Annotated in this window: 18 protein-coding genes; 7 read left to right on the top strand and 11 right to left on the bottom strand. The window is 72.4% G+C overall.

The window, feature by feature from the left end; all coding sequences use genetic code 11:
* Positions 1-3 precede the first annotated feature (3 nt).
* The gene (locus FK268_RS13290; protein ID WP_146434788.1) at positions 4-690 is read right to left on the bottom strand and encodes a DUF899 family protein; all 687 of its coding nucleotides are present in this window, start codon (positions 688-690) and stop codon (positions 4-6) included.
* Between the two features lie 35 nt (positions 691-725).
* Entirely contained in the window at positions 726-1,259 is a 534-nt protein-coding gene (locus FK268_RS13285) for a pyridoxamine 5'-phosphate oxidase family protein (protein WP_146434786.1), read from the bottom strand.
* A 55-nt stretch (positions 1,260-1,314) separates the two neighbouring features.
* Here FK268_RS13285 and FK268_RS13280 point away from each other — a divergent pair, with 55 nt between their 5' ends.
* Positions 1,315-1,932 carry a TetR/AcrR family transcriptional regulator gene (locus FK268_RS13280; RefSeq protein ID WP_231707071.1) on the top strand — a complete coding sequence of 206 codons (618 nt, stop codon included), beginning with the start codon at positions 1,315-1,317 and terminating at the stop codon, positions 1,930-1,932.
* A gap of 23 nt (positions 1,933-1,955) precedes the next feature.
* Here the strand turns inward: FK268_RS13280 and cydC are convergent, their stop codons facing one another.
* The 6 genes from cydC to FK268_RS13250 form a co-directional block, all read right to left on the bottom strand.
* Positions 1,956-3,533, bottom strand: coding sequence for a thiol reductant ABC exporter subunit CydC (gene cydC / locus FK268_RS13275; RefSeq protein ID WP_231707070.1), 1,578 nt, complete (start codon positions 3,531-3,533; stop codon positions 1,956-1,958).
* Positions 3,526-5,130 carry a thiol reductant ABC exporter subunit CydD gene (gene cydD, locus FK268_RS13270; protein WP_231707069.1) on the bottom strand — a complete coding sequence of 535 codons (1,605 nt, stop codon included), beginning with the start codon at positions 5,128-5,130 and terminating at the stop codon, positions 3,526-3,528. The genes cydC and cydD overlap by 8 nt, the downstream gene beginning before the upstream one ends.
* Positions 5,123-6,157, bottom strand: a complete 1,035-nt coding sequence (gene cydB, locus FK268_RS13265; protein WP_146434784.1) for a cytochrome d ubiquinol oxidase subunit II — start codon at positions 6,155-6,157, stop codon at positions 5,123-5,125. Before cydB ends, cydD begins: the two co-directional genes overlap by 8 nt.
* A 9-nt stretch (positions 6,158-6,166) precedes the next feature.
* Positions 6,167-7,672: a cytochrome ubiquinol oxidase subunit I gene (locus tag FK268_RS13260; protein ID WP_146434781.1), complete on the bottom strand. Its 1,506-nt coding sequence runs from the start codon at positions 7,670-7,672 to the stop codon at positions 6,167-6,169.
* Positions 7,673-7,887: 215 nt separating this feature from the next.
* The gene (locus FK268_RS13255) at positions 7,888-9,261 is read right to left on the bottom strand and encodes an amino acid permease (RefSeq protein ID WP_146434779.1); all 1,374 of its coding nucleotides are present in this window, start codon (positions 9,259-9,261) and stop codon (positions 7,888-7,890) included.
* Between the two features lie 59 nt (positions 9,262-9,320).
* Positions 9,321-10,184 (bottom strand): aminodeoxychorismate lyase, encoded by an 864-nt coding sequence (locus tag FK268_RS13250; protein WP_146434777.1) that lies wholly within the window; start codon positions 10,182-10,184, stop codon positions 9,321-9,323.
* 59 nt (positions 10,185-10,243) lie between these two features.
* Between FK268_RS13250 and ygfZ the strand changes: the two genes are divergently transcribed.
* The 3 genes from ygfZ (at position 10,244) to FK268_RS13235 (ending at position 12,270) form a co-directional block, all read left to right on the top strand.
* Complete coding sequence (ygfZ, locus tag FK268_RS13245; RefSeq protein ID WP_146434775.1) at positions 10,244-11,293, top strand: CAF17-like 4Fe-4S cluster assembly/insertion protein YgfZ; 1,050 nt, start codon at positions 10,244-10,246, stop codon at positions 11,291-11,293.
* On the top strand, positions 11,290-11,934 hold the full coding sequence (locus FK268_RS13240; RefSeq protein WP_231707068.1) for an MOSC domain-containing protein: 645 nt from the start codon (positions 11,290-11,292) through the stop codon (positions 11,932-11,934). The genes ygfZ and FK268_RS13240 overlap by 4 nt, the downstream gene beginning before the upstream one ends.
* A gap of 135 nt (positions 11,935-12,069) precedes the next feature.
* The gene (locus FK268_RS13235; RefSeq protein ID WP_068533291.1) at positions 12,070-12,270 is read left to right on the top strand and encodes a DUF3073 domain-containing protein; all 201 of its coding nucleotides are present in this window, start codon (positions 12,070-12,072) and stop codon (positions 12,268-12,270) included.
* A 72-nt stretch (positions 12,271-12,342) separates the two neighbouring features.
* On the opposite strand, the gene purM is transcribed toward FK268_RS13235, so the two are convergent.
* On the bottom strand, positions 12,343-13,419 hold the full coding sequence (purM, locus tag FK268_RS13230; RefSeq protein WP_146434773.1) for a phosphoribosylformylglycinamidine cyclo-ligase: 1,077 nt from the start codon (positions 13,417-13,419) through the stop codon (positions 12,343-12,345).
* A gap of 57 nt (positions 13,420-13,476) precedes the next feature.
* Positions 13,477-15,045, bottom strand: a complete 1,569-nt coding sequence (gene purF, locus FK268_RS13225; protein ID WP_146434771.1) for an amidophosphoribosyltransferase — start codon at positions 15,043-15,045, stop codon at positions 13,477-13,479.
* Between the two features lie 133 nt (positions 15,046-15,178).
* Here purF and FK268_RS13220 point away from each other — a divergent pair, with 133 nt between their 5' ends.
* Entirely contained in the window at positions 15,179-15,532 is a 354-nt protein-coding gene (locus FK268_RS13220; protein WP_146435813.1) for a sterol carrier family protein, read from the top strand.
* Between the two features lie 7 nt (positions 15,533-15,539).
* Here the strand turns inward: FK268_RS13220 and FK268_RS13215 are convergent, their stop codons facing one another.
* On the bottom strand, positions 15,540-16,577 hold the full coding sequence (locus FK268_RS13215; RefSeq protein ID WP_146434769.1) for a LacI family DNA-binding transcriptional regulator: 1,038 nt from the start codon (positions 16,575-16,577) through the stop codon (positions 15,540-15,542).
* 126 nt (positions 16,578-16,703) lie between these two features.
* Here FK268_RS13215 and FK268_RS13210 point away from each other — a divergent pair, with 126 nt between their 5' ends.
* Positions 16,704-18,167: a purine-cytosine permease family protein gene (locus FK268_RS13210; RefSeq protein WP_146434767.1), complete on the top strand. Its 1,464-nt coding sequence runs from the start codon at positions 16,704-16,706 to the stop codon at positions 18,165-18,167.
* On the top strand, positions 18,164-19,783 hold the full coding sequence (locus FK268_RS13205; protein ID WP_146434765.1) for an amidohydrolase: 1,620 nt from the start codon (positions 18,164-18,166) through the stop codon (positions 19,781-19,783). The genes FK268_RS13210 and FK268_RS13205 overlap by 4 nt, the downstream gene beginning before the upstream one ends.

Raw genomic sequence — 19,783 nt, 5'->3', positions numbered from 1 at the left:
AGGTCAGGAGGCGTTCTCGCCGTACCATTGCGCGAACTGCTTCGACGACGCCCAGCGGGAGTAGGTGGGACCCTGCGGCCAGCCCTCGGGCACGTCCTGCCACTGTTCCTGCCGGCCGTAGGGCAGCACGTCGAGCAGGCCGAAGGTGTACGAGAGCTGCTCGGCTCCCCGGCTGCCGGTCTGCCACACGTGGTAGACGGTGTCGCCGTCGCGGACGAAGGTGTTGTAGGCGAATGCGCCGCCGGGACCGGCGCCCATGTCGGCACCGAAGCTCGAATCCGCCGAGGAGTACCAGGTCATCACGTTCCCGACGCGCTTCTTGTAGGCCAGGATCTCGTCCATCGGGCCGTTGGTGATCACCACCATCCGCGCGTCCCAGTTCCCGAGGAACTCGGTCCGCGAGTACTGCGCGGTGACGCCGGTGCATCCGGGGCACTGCCACTCGTTGCCGTCGGTCCACATGTGGTGGTAGGTGATGAGCTGAGAGTGCCCGTCGAAGACCTCCGCGAGAGTGACGGTGCTGCCGTCCTCCGCGGTGAGGCGGTACTCGGGCAACTGCACGGCGGGCAGGCGCCGGCGCTGCGCCGCGATCGCGTCCAGCTCGCGTGTCGCGGCCTTCTCGCGGATCCGGAGCGCGTCCACCTCCTTCTGCCAGGTCTCGCGGTCGACGACGGGCGGTACTGCGGTCATGATGAATTCCTCTCTCGGGGTGGATGTCTCGGCGTTCAGGGCCGGAAGCGGGTCTGGGCGAAGTGCTCGCCGCGGGCGAAGGCCAGGATCTTTGCCGGACGGACTCCGAAGACGGGCAGGGAGGCGGCGTCGGGGTTGGGCGCGTGTCCGGCGGTGTGATGCCGGAAGCCCTCGTCGTCGACGTCGTAGGGCCAGTCCAGCGTGGTCTCCCACATGCGCGCGAGGACCTCGAGCTCCGCGCGGTCGGTGCAGCGCTCGGCGCGCCCCTCGACCGTCACGTCCAGGCCGTGGAGGTACTCGTTGTTCCCGGTGGTCAACACGCAGCGGGGCTCACGCACCAGGTTGCGCGCCTTCTGCTCCTCCCACCCGGTCACGAAGTACAGCACGCCGCCCCACCACATGGCGGGCAGCGGGCACACGTGCGGCCGCCCGTCGGCGCGGACGGTACTCAACCAGAACATGCCCGCGTCCCGCAGCACCGCGTCCACCTCCGACCACGGGGTGGCGACGGAGCCGGGACTGCTGAACCCGGCGTGCAGGACGGGTTCGGGGGTCGTACTGGCGGTCATGGCGGCTCCTCTGTATGTTCACAGCGTCCACATCTGCTATGTTCACACCGTACACTTGAGTGACGGGGGACACAAGGGCATGGCGTACCACCACGGAGACCTTGCACAGGCACTCGTCGACGCGGGCCTGGAGGTCACGCGCGCCGGCGGACCGTCGGCGCTGACCATCCGCGAGGTCACCCGCCGCGTGGGGGTCAGCCCGAACGCGGCGTACCGCCACTTCCCCGACCGTCTCGCGCTGCTGCGCGGCGTGAGCGCGGCCATCGAGCAGCGCATGGCCGACGCCATGCCCGTCCACCCGGACCAGGGTCCCGTCGACCGGCTGCGCGCCGTCGGCCTCGGCTACATCGCCTTCGCCCTGGCCGAGCCGGGATGGTTCTCGGTCTGCTTCTTCGGCGACGAGGTGCCGGACCCCGAATCCCTCTCCGCCATCCCGCCGTACGTCGCGCTGACGGAGTCGCTCGATCTGCTGGTGCACGCGGGCCTGCTCCGCCCGGAAGCCCGACGGTCCGCCACCTGGTCCTGCTGGTCGATGGTGCACGGTTTCGCCGAGATGGCGCTGCGCGGGCCGCTGCACCACCTCCCCGGCGATCAGCAGTGGCCGCTCGCGGAGGCCGCGGTGGACGCGGCCATCGCGGGGGTCCTGCGCGGCGGGGGTCCTGCGCGAACCTGACGTCGGATTTCCGGCGGTGAGCGCTACGCCGACCTGAGCCGGTCCATCTCCCACTGACGCACCCCCGCGGGCGGTTCCGCATGCCCGGCCACGACGACGGTGCGCCCGGGGAACAGCCCCGCCGGGTCGAGGATCTCGGCGAGCAGTCGGGCGGCGTCGCGATCGTCGAGGTGCTCCGTCGGCTCGTCCAGCAGCACCACCGCCGCGGGACTCAGCAGCGCCCGCGCCAACAGCAGCCGGCGCCGCTGCCCACCCGAGAGCGAATCGGCGCCGTCCTCCAGCGGGGTCCGCACCCCGTCGGGCAGCGCGTCGATCCACTCCCCCAGCCCGACGCGGCGCAGCGCCGCCTCGATCTCGGTGTCCGTCGCGTCGCCGCGCGCCACGCGGCAGTTCTCGGCCACCGTCGTCGCGAAGACGTGTGCGGCCTCGCCGAAGAAGCCGACGGACGCGGGCAGATCGGCGCAGTCGCGCGCGGGTGTCCCGTCGACGAGGACCTCGCCGCCGCGGTCGTCGAGGCCCGCGAGGGCCAGCAGCAGCGTCGTCTTCCCGGCCCCGGAGGCGCCGCGCACGGCGAGCCGGTCCCCGGGTTCGAGCACAAGGTCGCCCAGCGCGAGCCGCGGGTGCGGCGCCACCGGCGCGGTGCCCGAGGGCACGGCGGGCAGGGTGAGCAGCGGCGCGATCCGGCTCGCGGCATCGGCGGAGCGCACGTACTGCCGCGCCGCGTCCGGCAGCACGGAGACGGCCTCGAAGGCACTGAGCGGCAGCAGGATCAGGATGCCGAGCGTGGTGGCGGCCGCCGAGTCGATCCGCGCGACGGCGACCAGCAGCGCGGCGATCACGGCGATGCCGATGGCGAGCGGGATCGCGGCGTCCGCGAGCGCACCCGTGCGGGCGGCGCGGTCGACGGCGGACCGTCGGGCGTCCTCGGCGCGGGCGGCGCGGGCGCGCACTTCGTCGAGCCGCCTCGCGACCGCGAGCTCCCCGCCGTGGTCCAGCACGGCCGAGGCCGCGACGCCGAAGGCCTCGGCCCCGGCGGCCTCCGCGGCCGCGCGGTCGCGAGTGGCGCGGGCGGTGAGCCAGGGCGCGGCCAGCCCCGCCAGGAGCAGGCACACCGCGAGCGCGAGCCCGGCGCGCGGATCGAGGAACCACATCCACACGGTCGCCGCGGCCGAGACGGTCGCGGCCACCGCCGCGGGGATCACGGTGCGCACCAGCGCATCGCCCACCGCGTCGACATCGCTGCCCGTGCGCGCGAGGAGCTCGCCGCTGCCGAGCCGCACGGATTCCGCGGGCGCTGCCCGGGCCAGTCGCAGGTACAGGGCGGCACGCAGTTCGGTCAGGCCGCGCAGCGCGACCCGGTGGCTCGCGAGCCGTTCGACGTAGCGCATCAGACCCCGGGTGATACCGAGCCCGCGCACCGCGGTCACGGCGAGCGAGAGCGCCAGTACGGGCGGCATGGTCCACGCCTTGGTGATGAGCCAGGCCGACAGCCCCGCGAGCGCGAGCGCGCTGGCGGCGATGAGCACCCCGGCGGCGACGGCGCCGAGCACCGCCAGCGGGCGGGTCCGCATGGCCCGCAGGCAGATCACGAGGTCACGCACGCGCCACCTCCAGCACCTCGTCGGCGGCGGCGAGCACCTGCGGGTCGTGCGCCGCGATGACCACGGTCGCGCCGGCGTCCGCGCGGGCCCGCAGCGCGGCCAGGACACGTGCGGCGAGTTCCTCGTCGAGGTGCGCGGTCGGTTCGTCGAAGAGCAGTACCGATCGGCCGAGCGCCAGCGTGCGGGCCAGCGCGAGCCGCTGCCGCTGGCCGGCGGACAGGCCCGTGCCGCCGGTGCCCACCGGGCGGTCCCAGCCGCCCTCGGCGACCACCTCGTCGAGGCCCGTCGCGGTCAGTACGCCGGGCACGGAACCCGGTGCGGGGGCGCCCAACAGCGTGAAGTTGTGCTCGAGCGTGCCCGGTTCGAGGTAGGGGTGCTGCGGGCACCACGCGACGTGCGCCCACCAGTCCGGGCCGCCGGCGAGCGGCGCACCGTCGACGGTGACGCTCCCCGCGTCCGGCACGGCGAGCCCGGCAAGCACGGTCAGGAGCGTGGACTTGCCGCAGCCGTTGGGGCCGGTGACCACGGTGAGCCGGCCCGGCCGGAAGACCCCGTCGAAGCCCGACGGTGCGGCGCCGTCCCGCCCGTGCACGGTGACGGCGCGCGCGGTGAGAACGCCGGGCCGCGCGGTCCCCGTCGACGGTGCCGGGACGGGCGCGTCGAGCAGCGCGAAGACCCGGCCGGTGGCCTCGATCCCCTGCTCGGCGGCATGGAAGCCGGCCCCGACGGCGCGCAGCGGCCGGTACACCTCCGGGGCGAGGATCAGCGCGAAGACACCGGCGAACAGCGTCATGTCGCCGTACACGAGCCGCAGGCCGATGCCGACCGCGACCAGCGCGACGCACAGCGTGGCGAGGAGCTCGAGGGCGAAGGAGGAGAGGAAGGCGATGCGCAGGGCGCCCATGGTCTCGGTCTCGTTGCGTTCGCCGAGCTCGCGCACCGTCCGCTCGGGGCCGCGCTCGCGGCCCAGGGCGCGCAGGGTGGGCAGGCCGGCGACCAGGTCGAGCAGGCGCGCCGAGAGCCGCGACATGGCCTCCAGCCGGCGCCGGGTGCGATCCCGGGTGAGCAGCCCGATGAGCACCATGAAGATCGGGAGGAGGGGCAGGGTGCCGAGGGCGATCGCACCGGAGACCCAGTCGGCGAGGAACATCGCGAGGATCAGGACGGGCGTCGCGATGACGCTGAGCGCCAGCGCGGGGACGTAGCCGGTGAGGTAGGGCGGCAGGTCGTCGAGCCCGCGGGTGAGCGCGGTGCGCAGTTCCTCCCGGTCGACCGGGGTCCGGCCCGGACCGACGGCTCCCAGTGCGGCGGACCGCAGTTCGGAGACCACGCGATCCGCGGCGCGGCGTTCGATCCGGGCACGCAGATGGCTCACCGCGACGCGCACCACCACCGCGCCGACTGTCACCGCGAACGGCACCGTCACGTCCGCGTTCCCGGTGACGAGGCGGGCGAGGGCGGTCGCGAGGGCGAAGGCCAGCGCGATCACCGCGGCGGTCTCGAGGACGCCGCAGGCGATCACCGTCGCCATCAGCCCGCGGGAGCTGCGCGCGTACCGCAGCAGCCGCGGGTCGACGGGCGCGCGGGTGTCAGGCACGAGGACTGAGGCCGATCGACGGCGGGATCTGCGCGACCGAGATGCGCTTGCGGAACACCCAGTAGGTCCACGCCTGGTAGATCATCACCAGCGGCAGCAGCACGATCGTGCACCACGACATCACGACCAGCGTGTAGTGCGAGGACGCCGCTGCGTCGATCGTGATCGACCGGGACGGGTCGGTGGCGTTGAGCACGTTCGGGAACAGCGCGCCGAAGAGCAGCACGCTCACGCCGATCACCGCCAGCGCGGTCGAGAGGAAGGCCGCCAGCTCGCGTCCCGCGCGGATCAGGGGGCCCGCCGCCAGCAGCGCTGCGGCTGCCAGCGCCACCATCGCCCAGGTCCACGGCTCGCCGTGCTCGAGCTGCGTCCAGATCACGAAGACCGCGCCGATCGCGGTGACGGGCAGCCACATCCGGAAGGCGAGGCTCCGGGCGTCCAGCCGGACGTCACCGTCGGACTTGAGCGCGACGAAGATCGCGCCGTGCAGCAGGAACAGGCCGAGGGTCGCGATCCCTCCCAGCAGCCCGTACGGGTTGAGCAGGTCCCAGACCTCGCTGGTCATGCCGCCGCGCGCGTCGAGGTCCACACCGTGCACGATGTTCGCGAAGATCAGTCCCCACGCGAACGCGGGGATCCACGAGCCGAGTCCGATGCCGAAGTCCGCCCAGCCCCGCCACCGGGGCTCGTCGATCTTGCCGCGCCACTCGATGGCGCAGACGCGGGTGATCAGGCCCACGAGGATCGCGAGCAGCACCAGGTAGAAGCCGGAGAAGACCTCGGCGTACCAGACCGGGAAGGCCGCGAACATCGCCGCGCCGGCGGTGATCAGCCACACCTCGTTGCCGTCCCAGACGGGGCCGATGGTGTTCAGCAGCACGCGGCGCCGCTGTTCGGCGTCCGGATGTGAGCGCTTGCGGCCCAGGATCGGCATGAGCATGCCGACGCCGAAGTCGAAGCCCTCCAGCACGAAGTAGCCGGTGAACAGGAAGCCGATGGCGAGGAACCAGTAGTCGGGCAGAGTCATGGCGGCCTCCTAGTACGCGAACGAGAGGTGGTCCGACGAGGCCTTGCGGCCCGGTTCCGCGCCCTCGGGGGCGTCGGCGCCGGCGGGCGGATCATCGTCGTCGTGCGGCGGGTCCAGCGGACTGTGCAGGTTCGGCCCCTTGATCACGTACCTCCGGAGCAGGAAGAACCACAGCAGGTACAGCGTGCCGTAGACCGCGGCGAAGGTCAGCAGCGAGAAGGCCATCATGGTGACCGAATGACCGGAGACGGCCTGGCCCACGGTGAGCCGGATCGTCGGGTCGCCGTTCGGGTTGGGCACCACCACCCACGGCTGGCGGCCCATCTCGGTGAAGACCCAGCCGGAGGTGTTGGCGAGGAACGGGGTGGGCAGCGCGATGAGGCAGATCCGGCTGAACCACTTCTGGTTCGGGACGCGGCCGCGCCGGGTGACCCACAGGCCCGCCAGGGCCAGCACGCCCGAGCCGATCGACCAGCCCATCATGGCGCGGAACGCCCAGTACGAGACGAAGAGGTTGGGCCGGTAGTCGCCGGGACCGAACTTCTCGACCGCCTCGGCCTGCAGCTCGGTGACGCCCTTGAGCGTCGAATTCGGGTCGCCGTTGGCGAGGAAGGAGGTCACGTACGGCACCTGGATGAGGTGCTGCACCGACTCGCAGTTGTTGTGCGTTCCCACGGTGAGGATGGAGAACGACGCCGCGGTCTCGGTGTGGCAGAGCGACTCCGCCGAGGCCATCTTCATCGGTTGCTGCTCGAACATGAGCTTGGCCTGCGCGTCGCCGGTGATGCCGAGTCCGACCGCGGAGACGATCATGATGCCGAGTCCGAAGCGGGTGACGGGGCGCATCGACTGCGCCAGCTCGATCGCGTCGGGGTCGCCCTTGCGCATGCCGCGCACCATCCACCAGCCGCCGATCGCGGCGACGAAGGTACCGGCGGTGAGCCAGGCGCCGAAGACCGTGTGCGGGAACGCGGCCAGCGTCGTCGAGTTGGTGAGCACCTCCCAGATGCTCGTGAGCTCGGCGCGGTTCTTCTCCGGATTGAACGTCGCGCCCACGGGGTGCTGCATCCACGAGTTCGCCGCGATGATGAAGAAGGCCGAGGCGTTCACGCCCAGCGCCACCAGCCAGATGCAGCCCAGGTGAACGACTCTCGGCAGCCGCGTCCAGCCGAAGATCCACAGGCCGAGGAAGGTCGATTCCATGAAGAAGGCGACGAGGCCCTCGAGCGCGAGCGGAGCGCCGAAGACGTCGCCGACGAACTTGCTGTACTCGCTCCACGCCATGCCGAACTGGAACTCCTGCACGATGCCGGTGGCGACGCCGAGCGCGAAGTTGATGAGGAAGAGCTTGCCGAAGAAGTTCGTGGCCTTGAGCCACGCCGCCTTCCCCGTCACCAGCCAGATGGTCTGCATCGTGGCGACCATCGGCGCCAGGCCGATCGTCAGCGGCACCAGGATGAAGTGCATCACCGTGGTCATGCCGAACTGCCACCGAGCTATGTCCAACGCGGTCATACGTGCTCCCTGGGCCGAGGGGCGGGCAGGCGCCGTCGCCGGCCCTCCTACTACATTCAGTAGTAATTACTACCGATGGTAGTAGAAAACGCGGCCGATCCCAAGTGTTGAGACACAGCACACGTCGTGGGCCGCGGGCCGGCCCGGTGTGTCCACCGTATGCCCGGGGCGCCGCCTCCGCGGGCGAGCGAGGTGGATTCGTCGACGGTCCGCGCTCACCCGGCCGTGACCGCGGACCGTCGATCCGTGCGGCGCTGGTGCACGACGCTGGCGGCCACCACGATGACCGCGAGGGCTGTCGACAGGCCGACGGCGCTGCGCTGGCTCTCGTCGAAGATCATGGCGACGATGACGAAGACGATGAAGGCGATCACGGCGTAGGTGGCCCACGGGAAGAACCACATGCGCAGCGGCGACGGGGTGTTCTCCCGCCGGCGCAAGGCGATCTGGCTGACCGCGATGACGAGGTAGACGAACAGCGCCACGGCACCCGTCGTGGCCAGGAGGTAGCCGAAGAGCTTCTCGGGCAGGACGTAGTTGCCGATCACGGCGAGGAAGCCGAGCAGCATCGACGCCAGGACCGCGACGGCGGGCACGCCCCGCGCGGTGGTGCGGCCCGCAGCGCGCGGCGCGTCGCCGCGCTGCGCCAGCGAGTAGAGCATCCGCGACGCGGTGTAGAGCGCGCTGTTGAGGCAGGACGCCACGGCCACCAGCACCACCACGTCCATGATCCCCGCGGCGGCGGGGATGTTCATGGCCTTGAGGACCGCCTGGTAGGAGCCCGTCGCCGAATCGAGCGTGTTCCACGGGACCAGGGCCACCACCACGAAGATCGATCCGATGTAGAACAGGCAGATCCGCCAGACCACCGAGTTCACGGCCTTGGTGATGCCCTTCGCCGGCTCCGGCGACTCCGCTGCGGCGATCGTCACGATCTCCGAGCCCATGAACGTGAACATCGTGGTGAGCATCGCCGCGATCACGGCGCCGACACCGTTCGGCATGAAACCGCCCGTGTCCCACAGGTGATGGACTCCCGAGACACCCGACCCCGGCAGCAGCCCGAAGATCGCGAGGACGCCCAGCACCAGGAAGGCGGCGATCGCCAGCACCTTGATCAACGCGAACCAGAACTCGAATTCGCCGTAGTTGCCCACGGAGAACAGGTTCGTCGCGGTGAGCAGCACCACGACCAGCAGCGCCCACGACCACTGCGGCCCGCCCACCGTCTTCGCCAGGATCACCGCGGCCGCGGTCGCCTCGACGGGGATCACGAGCACCCAGAACAGCCAGTACAGCCACCCGATGCTGCAGCCCGCCCAGCGACCCAGCGCCCGCTCGGCGTAGGTCGAGAAGGACCCGGTGTCGGGGTTCGCCGTCGCCATCTCGCCGAGCATGCGCATCACGAGGATCACGAGCAGGCCCGCGAGCCCGTAGGAGATCAGGACCGCCGGGCCCGCGAGTTTGATCGCGTTCGCAGAGCCCACGAACAGGCCCGCGCCGATCACGCCGGCGATCGAGATCATGGTGATGTGGCGGGGCTTGAGGCTCGTTCCGAGCTGATCGCCCGCCTCCGTGTCCGTACTCATCCCGCGACGCTATGCCGGTCGCGGCGCTGCCGCAGCGCGTGCCGGGATTGTCCGAAATGCTAGGGCGTGTTCGCGATCCCCGCTTCGATCAGGGAGCGGACCGTCGCGTCCATGGGTGCATCGGGAAGCGCATCGCCGTCGAGCGTGTGCACGCGCGCACACAACGTGATCGACGAGACCAGCCACACCCCGTCGTTCATGACCAGGTCCACCGGGAAGAGCGGCTCGACGGCGGTCGCGACGCCCTTGTCCTCCGCCGCCTCGAACAGCGCTCGCGCCGTGGTCCCCGGCAGGATGCCCTGCTCGGCGGGCGGCGTCACGAGGGTGCGGCCGCGCGCGACCACGACGGTGGCGCGCGGGGCCTCGAGGATCCGGCCCTCGCTGGAGGTGAAGATCACGTCGTCGGCGCCCTGCTCTGCGGCGTAGCGCGCGGCGGCCATGTTCACCGCGTAGGAGAGCGTCTTCGCGCCCAGCAGGAGCCACGGCGCGTCGGTACCCAGCCGGGTGGAGTAACCGCGGTCGAGGGTGATCGCGGAGACGCCCTCGGCCCGGGCGGTGCGCGCACGCTCGGGCACCGGGCCGACGGTGACGTACGCCGTGGGCGTGCCGGGGTCGGACTCGCGACCGCGGGTGTAGACGAGCCGCAGCGCGCCCTCCGCTCCCCCGGCCTCCTCGCCGTAGAGCATCGCAGCGCGCTGCATCGCGGCCCACCAGGCACCGTCGTTGGGCGCGGGGAGCCCCAGCGCCGCGGCCGACCGGGCGAGGCGGTCCAGGTGCGCGCGCCCCTTCAGCGGCGCACCGTCGCGCACGAGGACCGTCTCGAAACAGCCGTCGCCGCGGACCGCGCCGAGGTCGTCGGCGTACAGCAGGGGCGCGTCGGAGGCGCGCACGGAACCGTCCAGGGTCACCACCACGGAAGCCATGGCCGCAACAGTATTCGACGCCCCGGAGCCCCGCGCGGCCACCGGGGTAAGCTCGTGGAGTGTCGACTGAAGAACATTCCACGTCCGGCATCCTGAACCCCGAGGGGTCGCCCGATGAGGGTGTGACCTGGCACTACGGGGATCCGTTCGGGGAGCAGCGCGCAGCCGAACGCGGCGCCGTGGTGATCGACCGGTCGCACCGCCGCGTGATCACCCTCACCGGCCCCGAGCGCCTGTCCTGGTTGCACTCGATCACCAGCCAGCACCTGACGCACCTGCCGGACCGGACCGCGACCCAGAACCTGAACCTGGACGGCAGCGGCCGCGTTCTCGATCACTTCCACCTCATCGACGTGGACGGCACGACGTACCTCGACACCGAGCCGGCGGCGCTCGCACCCGCGGAGGCGCCGCTCAGCCCGGACCTCGCGACGTACCTGCAGCGCATGGTCTTCCGCGCGCAGGTCGAGGTGCGGGCCCGCCCGGACCTGGCGGTCCTCACCGTGCTCGGGCCCGACGCCGAGGCGGTGACGGCCGGCGTCGACGCTGTACGCCGCACCGAACCCGGCGAGGTGAACCTCCTCGTACCCGCCGCCGAGCTGCGCGCCATCTTCGGCGCGATCGTGGCGGCCGGGGCGCGCCCGGCGGGCACCTGGACCTACGAGGCCCGACGGGTCGCCGCCGCTCGCGCCCGCCAGGGCGTGGACACCGACGTCAAGACCATCCCGCACGAGGTCGACTGGATCGCCACCGCCGTCCACCTGGACAAGGGCTGCTACCGCGGCCAGGAGACCGTCGCCCGGGTGCAGAACCTCGGCCGGCCGCCGCGGCGCCTGGTGCTGCTGCACCTCGACGGCTCGGCGGATGCGCGGCCCGCGACCGGCGACCCCGTGACGCTGGACGGGCGCACCGTCGGGCGGCTCGGCACCGTCGTCGAGCACGCCGACTACGGCCCCATCGCCCTCGCCCTGATCAAACGCTCGATCCCGGACGACGCGAAGCTCGACGCGGGCGGCGCTGCCGCGGCGATCGACACCGACGTGACGCCGTCCGCGGACGCCGGCGAACAGGCCGGACGGTCCGCCGTCGACCGACTGCGCGGCCGGTGACGGCGACGATCGGACGCGTCCTCGCCGTCTGCGTGGTCGAGGACGAACGCCGCCTCGACCCGCGCAAGCCCGAACAGCGGACGGCCATCGACAAGCGCCCGACCGACGGCCCCGTCGACGTGGGTCCCCTCGGTCTCCTCACGGACCACGTCTGCGACACGCGGCACCACGGCGGCGCGGAACAGGCCGTGTACGCCTACTCCGAACACGAGGCGCGACGGTGGGCGCAGGACCTCGGGCGCGAGCTGCCCGCCGGGTGGTTCGGGGAGAACCTGCGCCTCGAGGGCGAGACCACCGATCTCGTGGTCGGCTCGCGGTTGCGGCTGGGTGCGGCGCTCGAGCTCGAGGTGACGATCCCCCGCACGCCCTGCCGCACCTTCGCACTGTGGGCCGGCGAGGACCACTGGGTCAAGCGGTTCACCGAGCGCGGTGACAGCGGCGCCTACTTCCGCGTGCTGACCCCCGGCCCCGTCGCCGCGGGCGACTGCGTGACGCTCGTGCACGTGCCCGAGCACGGCGCGACGGTCCGTGACCTCTTCCGCGCCACGCGACCGGACCGGCTGCGCGCCCTCCTGAGTGCCTCTGACCTGCCCCCGAAGGTCGAACGCGACGCCGCGAGAGCCCTCCAACGCGCCGTCTGACACCCGGGCGGCAGCACCATCGACGTGAGCACGCTAAACTGGACGGCAGGAAGAATTACTACACGGAGAAAGGGGCCGCCACCCACCGGTTGATCCGGTAGCTGGCCGCCCCTTCATTGCGCAAGGGGGTCCCCCATGGGCCGCGGCCGGGCAAAGGCGAAGCAGACCAAGGTTGCACGGGAGCTGAAGTACAGCACCCCGAGTACCGACCTGAAGAGGCTGCAGGACGAGCTGGCGGGTGGCGTGACCGACGAGGCCGACGTTCTCGCCACACACCCCGAGTGGAGCGACATCGCGGGGGATCCGTACCGCGAGGACGAGTGGCGCCGCGCCTGACGCGTCGCGCCCTCCCGTTTCGTACCCCGCCGTCGGGCACCGTGACCATGGGTCACGGTGCCTACGGCGTTCCTAGAACTTGGGGTGCGAGCCGCTGAGCACTGCGCCGGCGGAGTCCCCGTCGGACTTCTTGATCGTGCCGAGCACCCAGCTGTCGATGTGGCGTGCCGTGAGCACGGCCAGGGCACGGTCCACGTCCTCGGGCGCGACGATCGCGACCATGCCGACGCCCATGTTGAAGGTCTTCTCCATCTCGGCCTGCTCCACGCGTCCGCGCTGGGCGATGAGTGCGAAGACGGCCGAGGGGCTCCACGTGTTGCGGTCCAGCTCGGCGACGAGGCCGTCCGGGATGACGCGCGCGAGGTTCGCCTCGAGGCCGCCGCCGGTCACGTGGCAGAAGGTGCGCACCTGCGTCTCCTGCGCGAGCCGCAGGCAGTCGAGGGCGTAGATCGCGGTGGGCTCGAGCAGCTCCTCGCCGAGCGTGCGGCCGAACTCCTCGACGTAGCCGCCGAGGTCCATGTGGCCCCAGTCCAGCAGCACCTTGCGGGCGAGGCTGTAGCCGTTGCTGTGCAGGCCGGAGCTCTTCATGGCGATCACGACGTCGCCGGCGCGCACGTTGTCCGGGCCGAGCACCTCGTCGGCCTCGACGACGCCCACGCCGGTCGCGGACAGGTCGTACTCCCCCTCGGCCATGAGGCCGGGGTGCTCCGCCGTCTCGCCGCCGAGCAGGGCGCAGCCGGCGCGGACGCAGCCCTCGGCGATGCCGCCGACCAACTCGGCGACCGTCTCGGGGACGACCTTGCCGACGGCGATGTAGTCCTGCAGGAAGAGCGGCTCGGCGCCGGTCACGACCAGGTCGTCGACGACCATCGCGACCAGGTCGATGCCGACGGTGTCGTGCTTGCCGAGGGCCTGTGCGACCGCGATCTTCGTGCCCACACCGTCGGTCGAGGCGGCGAGCACGGGCTCGCGGTACTTCTTCAGCGCGAACAGGCCGGCGAAACCGCCGAGGCCGCCGAGGACCTCGGGACGAGTAGCGCGCTTGGCGTGCGGCTTGAACAGCTCGACGGCCCGGTCACCGGCCTCGATGTCGACTCCTGCAGCGGCGTACGAGGCACCCTGCGGCGGGTGGGTGTTGGAATCCGTCACGGATTCATAGGCTACCGGACCGGACGCCCCAGGGCCTCGGGCGGCGTCGAGACCGGGTCAGGGGCGACGCAGAGCGGAGGCGTTGTCGTTGTCGGCCTGGAGCGGGTCGCCCTGCCCGTTACCCGCCTTGAGCATGTTCTCCAGGACCGCCTTGCCCATCGAGGTCGACTCGGGCAGCGGGATCGGGTACACGCCGTCGAAGCACGCCCGGCACATCGACTCTCCCGCGTGCTCGGTGGCCGCGGTCATCTCGTCGAGGGAGATGTAGCCCAGCGAGTCGGCGCCGATCGCCGCGCGGACCGACTCCACCATGGCCTCCATCGAATCGGCGCCGCCGCCGTTGGCGATCAGCTCGGCGGGCGAGGCGAAGTCGATGCCGTAGAAGCACGGCCACTTCACGGGCGACGAGGCGATCCGCACGTGGATCTCGGCGGCGCCCGCCTCGCGCAGCATCCGGATCAGGGCGCGCTGCGTGTTGCCGCGGACGATCGAGTCGTCGACCACCACGAGCCGCTTCCCGCGGATCACCTCGCGCAGCGGATTGAGCTTGAGCCGGATGCCCAGCTGGCGGATGGTCTGGCTGGGCTGGATGAAGGTGCGGCCCACGTAGGCGTTCTTCATCAGGCCCTGGCCGTACGGGATGCCCGATTCCTGGGCGTAGCCGACGGCCGCGGGCGTGCCCGACTCGGGCACCGGGATCACCAGGTCGCCGACGGCGGGGTGCTCGCGGGCGAGGCGCCGGCCGATGTCGACGCGGGTCGAGTGCACGGACCGGCCGTGGATCACCGAATCGGGGCGGGCCAGGTAGACGTACTCGAAGATGCAGGTCTTCGGCGTGGGCTCGGCGAAGCGCGTCGAGCGCACGCCGTCCTCGTCGATCGCGAGCAGCTCACCCGGCTCGATGTCGCGCACGAAGGAGGCGCCCACGATGTCGAAGGCGGCGGTCTCGGAGGCGACGACCCAGCCGCGGTCCAGGCGGCCCAGCGACAGCGGACGCACACCGTGCGGATCACGCGCCGCGTACAGAGTGTGCTCGTCCATGAAGGTGAGGCAGAAGGCGCCCTTCACGGTGGGCAGCAGCTCCGTCGCCGCCTGCTCGAGCGTGCGGTCCGCGGCGGCGTGCGCGAGCAGCGCCGTGAGGATGTCGGAATCGGAGGTGGCGGCGGTGGCGGCGCGTCCGCCCGCGACGCCGAGCTCGACGGCCCGCTCCGCGAGCTCCGCGGTGTTGACCAGGTTGCCGTTGTGCCCGAGCGCGACGCCGTTGCCGGCGTTGGTGGTGCGGAAGATGGGCTGGCTGTTCTCCCAGGTGGTGGAGCCCGTCGTCGAGTAACGGCAGTGACCGATGGCGACGTGGCCGGGCATCGAGCTCAGCGTCTGCTCGTCGAAGACCTGGCTCACGAGGCCGAGATCCTTGAAGACCAGCACCTGCTGGCCGTCACCGACGGCGATGCCGGCGGCCTCCTGGCCGCGGTGCTGCAGGGCGTAGAGGCCGTAGTAGGTGAGCTTGGCGACGTCCTCCCCGGTGGCCCAGACGCCGAAGACGCCGCACTCCTCCCGGGGCTCCTGCTCTTCACCGTCGCCCTGCGGGGCGCTGGTGTTGACGACGCTGAGCGGAAGCTGCTGCACGGCTGACTCCTGGGGCTGGGGGCGTGGCCTGTCTCGATTGTAGGGCCGATCCGCCAGCGGAAACGAATCGCCGAGTAGGTTTCTTCCCGAGACCAGGGGGTGGGCAGTGGCGAAGGCGATCGATCCGGCTCAGATGCGGGCCGCAGTGCTCGCGGTCCGCGACTGGATCGTCGACGATGCCGCGCCCCCTCCCCCACGTGCCGCGATCGCCGCCGCGGTCCGCTCGACGGCCCGCACCCTGGCGCAGGACGCGCCGGGCGGGTCCGTCGAGGTGCGGGTGCCGCCGTTCGTCGCCGTGCAGTGCATCGAGGGTCTGCGTCACACCCGAGGCACGCCTCCGAACGTCGTGGAGTGCGCACCGCGGGTGTGGCTGCGGCTCGCCACCGGCCTGGTCACGGTCGATGAGGCGACGGAGGCCGCCGACCTCGCCGCCAGCGGCTCCCGGGCGGGCGAGATCACCCGGTTCCTGCCGATCCTGCGCCTGTAGGTGCTGCTCAGCGCGCCGTCGAACCGCGCGGCACGAGCCTGCCCACCCCGCCGGGCAGCGCGGGCGCGTCGGTGCCGCGCAGCCGCGCGACCAGTGTCGTCACCGCCCGCCGCGCGAGTTCCTCGGGCTGCAGGTCGACGGCCGTGAGGTCCGCCGCGCGCGCCTCCTCCGCATCCGAGCCGACCGCGATCCGCACCGCGCCGGGCACCGCATGGCCGAGCTCGCGCAGCCGCTCCGCCGCCCCGACCGCGGGCGCGGCGGCGAGGCAGAACAGGGCGTCGGGGGCACCGTCGGCGCCGGGGACGGAGCCCTGTGGGAACCACTGGTCCACCGCGTCCCGGCCCGCCTCCGCGCCGATCGCGTCGGCGTGCAACAGCACCCGCTCCGGCATCCCACGCGCGTCGCACCAGCGGCGATAGACCTCGACCGAGCGCAGCGACCACTCGTCCTGTTCATCGGCGGCGAGGAAGGCGATCGCGCGACTGCCGGCGGCCGCGAGGTGCTCGAGCACGTCGACGGTGATCCGCTCGGTCTCGATTCCGACATGGCACGGCGCGCGGTCGTCCCAGGTCCCGTCCTCGCGCGGCGGCAGCCCGACGGTGACGCAGGGCGTCCCGATCCGCTCGCACAGGTCGATCAGGGGATCGCCGAGGATCGGCTCGGTGAGCAGGAAGCCCTCGGCTGCGAGCGCGGCCGAGGGGCCGTCGTCCCGGACGGGGTCGCCGACGAGCATGAGGCAGTAGCCGGCGTCGAGCGCGGCCATGGCGGCGGCGCCCGCGAGCCGCAGGAAGTAGTCGACGCCGTGCAGCTGGTCCGGCGAGATCCGGTCGAGCGGACGCGCGACCAGGGCCAGCACGCTCAGGCGATTGCGGCGCAGCCCCTGGGCCAGCACGTCGGGCCGGTAGCCGAGCTCGTGCGCGGCGGCCCGGACCCGCTCGCGCGTCTCGGCGGCGACGACGCCGTTACCGCTGAAGGTGTGCGAGACCGTGGTCACCGAGACGCCTGCGCGCCGCGCCACGTCGGCGATCCGGGGGCGCCTGGTCATGCCCCCAGGCTAGCCCGCCGCATCCGCTCCGCCCGCAGCCTTGTCCAAATCGTTTTGGGTGCCTACCGTGATCCACGCCACATCGCGTCGCACCCCTCGCGTCGCGCCCGATCCCCTGGAGGCCCGATGACGCCCACCCCGTCGTCCCCCGAAGGCACGGCGGTCGCGCCCGCGTCCGCATCCACCAACCAGCCCCGGGTCGAGGCCCACGGCATCGACGTCATCCCCGACGCCGAGCGGCACGGCCGCGCCCGCGACCTCTTCCCCCTGTGGTGCGCACCCAACATCAACTACCTGGCCTTCGTGGTCGGCGCCGCGCTGATCCTCATGGGCCTCGAGCTGTGGCAGGCCGTCGCGGTCGCCTTCGCGGGGAACCTGTTCGCGATCGTGACCGGTGTCGTCGCGGTCCCCGGGCCCGCATCGGGCACGCCCAGCCAGGTCACCACCCGCGCGATGTACGGCGTGCGCGGCAACCGCGTCGCGATCGCGGTCAACGGCTGGTTCGTCTCGGTCTGCTACATCGCCATCAACTGGGCGGCCGCCGCGGCGGTGGGGTACACGCTGTTGCAGCACGTCGGCCTCGAGGCAACCATCCCGGTCAAGCTCGCGGTCATCTCCCTGATCGCCACCGCGACCGTGACGGTCGCGATCTTCGGGCAGGGCATGATCAGCCGCCTCTACCCGCTGCTGTCGCTGGTCCTGGGCGTCGTCTTCGTGGCCGCCGCGGGCTTCGTCGTCGCGCACGCCGACCTCGGCTTCCACCAGCCGGCGCCGCTGCGCGGCTTCGACCTGTGGGTCGCGGTCTTCGGCGGCCTCACGCTGGTCGCCGCCAGCCCGCTGTCGTACACGATCAGCTCCGACTTCGCGCGCTACCTCCCCGCCGCGACGAGCCCCGTCTCCGTGGCCGCCGCCACCGCGCTGGGCAGCGCCGTCCCGGGCTTCCTGCTCGTCGCCGTGGGCGCGCTCGCGGCGACCGCGGTCGACATGTCCGACCCGCAGCGGGGCATCACCTCGCTGCTCCCGTCGTGGCTGGTCCCGATCTTCCTCACCGCGGTCATCGCGAGCACCGTCTGCAACAACGCGCTCACCTCCTACAGCGCGGGCCTCGCGCTGCAGTCGGTCGGCGTCCGCACCACCCGGGCGCGCGCGGTCGCCGCCACCGGCGTCATCGGCGCGGTCCTGACCCTCTACGCGCTGTTCGTCTCCGACTTCCTCGGGGCGGTCAGCAGCGCACTGTCGATGCTCGTGGTGCTCGTCGGACCGATCATGGCGGTCTACGTCACCGACATCCTGATCCGCCGCAACCGCTACGACGGCGTCGCCCTGAGCGACGAGTCCCACCGGTCGGGGTTCTGGTACACCGGCGGGGTGAACGTCGCGGGCGCGGTGTCCGTGCTGTCCGCCGCCGGGCTCGCCCTGCTCGCCTCGCACACCGTCGAGTTCCGCGGCCCGATCGCGTCCGCACTGGGCGGGATCGACCTGTCGCTCCCCGTCGGCGTGCTCGTCGCGGCGGGCCTGTACCTGCTGCTCACCCACCTGATGTACGGCCTTCCGGGCCGTCGCGCGACCATGAAGGAGACGGACCGTTGATCCACTACCGGAACGGGCGGGTGGTCACCGTCGACCCCGCCAACCCGCACGCGCAGTCCCTCGTCGTGGACGGGGCGCGCCTGGCCTACGTCGGCTCGGACGACGGTGCCGCCGCCCTCGCCCCGGACGCCGAGGTCGTGGACCTGGCCGGCGCGCTCGTGCTCCCCGGGTTCATCGACGCACACACCCACCTCGTCGAGATGGGGACGTCCCTGAACAGCCTGGACCTGCTCGATGTGCGCGATGCCGCCGATCTGCAGGACCGGCTGCGGGCCTTCGCGGCCGAGCACGCGTCCGCGGCGCGCCTGACCGGTGGGGGCTGGCTGCTGGGGCCGCTGGCGGGCCGCGCGCCCGACCGGCATCTGCTCGACGCGGCGGTCCCGGACCGGCCCGTCTACCTGCACTCGAACGACATGCACTCGATGTGGGTCAACAGCGCCGCGCTGGCCGAATTGGGCATCGACGCCGGGACGCCCGATCCGGTGGGCGGGACCGTCGTCCGCGACGCCGACGGGGCCGCGACCGGTCTTCTCCTGGAGATGGCGGCACTGGGCCTCGCGAGCGACTTCCTCGCCGCGCGGGTCACCGACGCGGACCGCGACGCGGCGCTGCGCACCGCGATGGACGCCTATCTGCGGACCGGCGTCACGGGCGCCGTCGACATGGCGATGCGCGCCGAGGACCTCGCGGCGCTCGAGCGGGCGGCGGCCGACGGCCTCGCGATGCGGATCGCCGCGCACTGGCTCATCGTCCCGTCCGGCGACGCGGAACGCGATCTCGCGCAGGTGGCCGAGGCCGCGGCGCACGCGGAGCGACTGCGGGGCGGGCCGATCCGCATCGCCGGGATCAAGATCATGGTGGACGGCGTGATCGACAGCTGCACAGCGGCCATGCGCGCGCCCTTCGCCGACGGCTCCCACCCGGGCCCGATCTGGCCGCTCGCCGAGCTCGAGCCCGTGGTCCGCGCGGCGGACGCGGCCGGCCTGCAGGTCGCGATGCACGCCATCGGCGACGCCGCCTCCGACATCGCGCTCACCGCGGTGGAGCGCGCGATCGCCGCGAACGGCCCGCGCGAGCGACGGCACCGCCTCGAGCACCTCGAGGTGGTCGGCGAGGACGGCATCGCCCGGCTCGCGGCGCTCGGTCTGGTGGCGTCGATGCAGCCGGTCCACGCGGACCCGGCGATCCAGGAGACGTGGCGCGCGAGCCTCGGCGATCACCGGAGCGAGCGGGGCTACCCGTGGCCCGAGATCACCGCGGCGGGCGCCCGCCTGGCGTTCGGCTCGGACGCCCCGACGGCGCCGCATCCCCCGCTGCCGAACCTGTTCATCGCGTCGACGCGGCGCTCGGCGATCGACCCGGCGCTGCCGCCGAACCTGCCGCAGTACGCACTGCCGCTCGCAGAGGCCCTGGGCCACGCCACCCGCGACGCCGCCTACGCGTGCCGCTGGGAGGACGAGGCCGGCGTGCTCGCCGCGGGGCTCGCCGCCGACTTCGTCGTGCTCGACACCGACCCGTTCGCGCAGGGACCCGACTCGCTGCTCACCGCGCGGGTCCGGCGCACGGTCACGGCGGGGGTCACCCGCTGGTGCGCCGACGGCATCGCGGCCGGGTGA

Origin of the sequence: Tsukamurella sputi, from assembly GCF_007858445.1 — a bacterium.
GTDB lineage: Bacteria > Actinomycetota > Actinomycetes > Mycobacteriales > Mycobacteriaceae > Tsukamurella > Tsukamurella sputi.
Note: the sequence above shows the minus strand (reverse complement) of the source record. Positions and strands in the feature narration are given on the sequence as shown.

Bases quoted from the DNA above. Each gene is read 5' to 3' on its own strand.
- FK268_RS13290 (WP_146434788.1), bottom strand. From the start codon at position 690: ATGACCGCAGTACCGCCCGTCGTCGACCGCGAGACCTGGCAGAAGGAG.
- FK268_RS13285 (WP_146434786.1), bottom strand. From the start codon at position 1,259: ATGACCGCCAGTACGACCCCCGAACCCGTCCTGCACGCCGGGTTCAGC.
- cydB (WP_146434784.1), bottom strand. From the start codon at position 6,157: ATGACTCTGCCCGACTACTGGTTCCTCGCCATCGGCTTCCTGTTCACC.
- FK268_RS13260 (WP_146434781.1), bottom strand. From the start codon at position 7,672: ATGACCGCGTTGGACATAGCTCGGTGGCAGTTCGGCATGACCACGGTG.
- FK268_RS13255 (WP_146434779.1), bottom strand. From the start codon at position 9,261: ATGAGTACGGACACGGAGGCGGGCGATCAGCTCGGAACGAGCCTCAAG.
- FK268_RS13250 (WP_146434777.1), bottom strand. From the start codon at position 10,184: ATGGCTTCCGTGGTGGTGACCCTGGACGGTTCCGTGCGCGCCTCCGAC.
- FK268_RS13235 (WP_068533291.1), top strand. From the start codon at position 12,070: ATGGGCCGCGGCCGGGCAAAGGCGAAGCAGACCAAGGTTGCACGGGAG.
- FK268_RS13220 (WP_146435813.1), top strand. From the start codon at position 15,179: ATGCGGGCCGCAGTGCTCGCGGTCCGCGACTGGATCGTCGACGATGCC.
- FK268_RS13215 (WP_146434769.1), bottom strand. From the start codon at position 16,577: ATGACCAGGCGCCCCCGGATCGCCGACGTGGCGCGGCGCGCAGGCGTC.
- FK268_RS13210 (WP_146434767.1), top strand. From the start codon at position 16,704: ATGACGCCCACCCCGTCGTCCCCCGAAGGCACGGCGGTCGCGCCCGCG.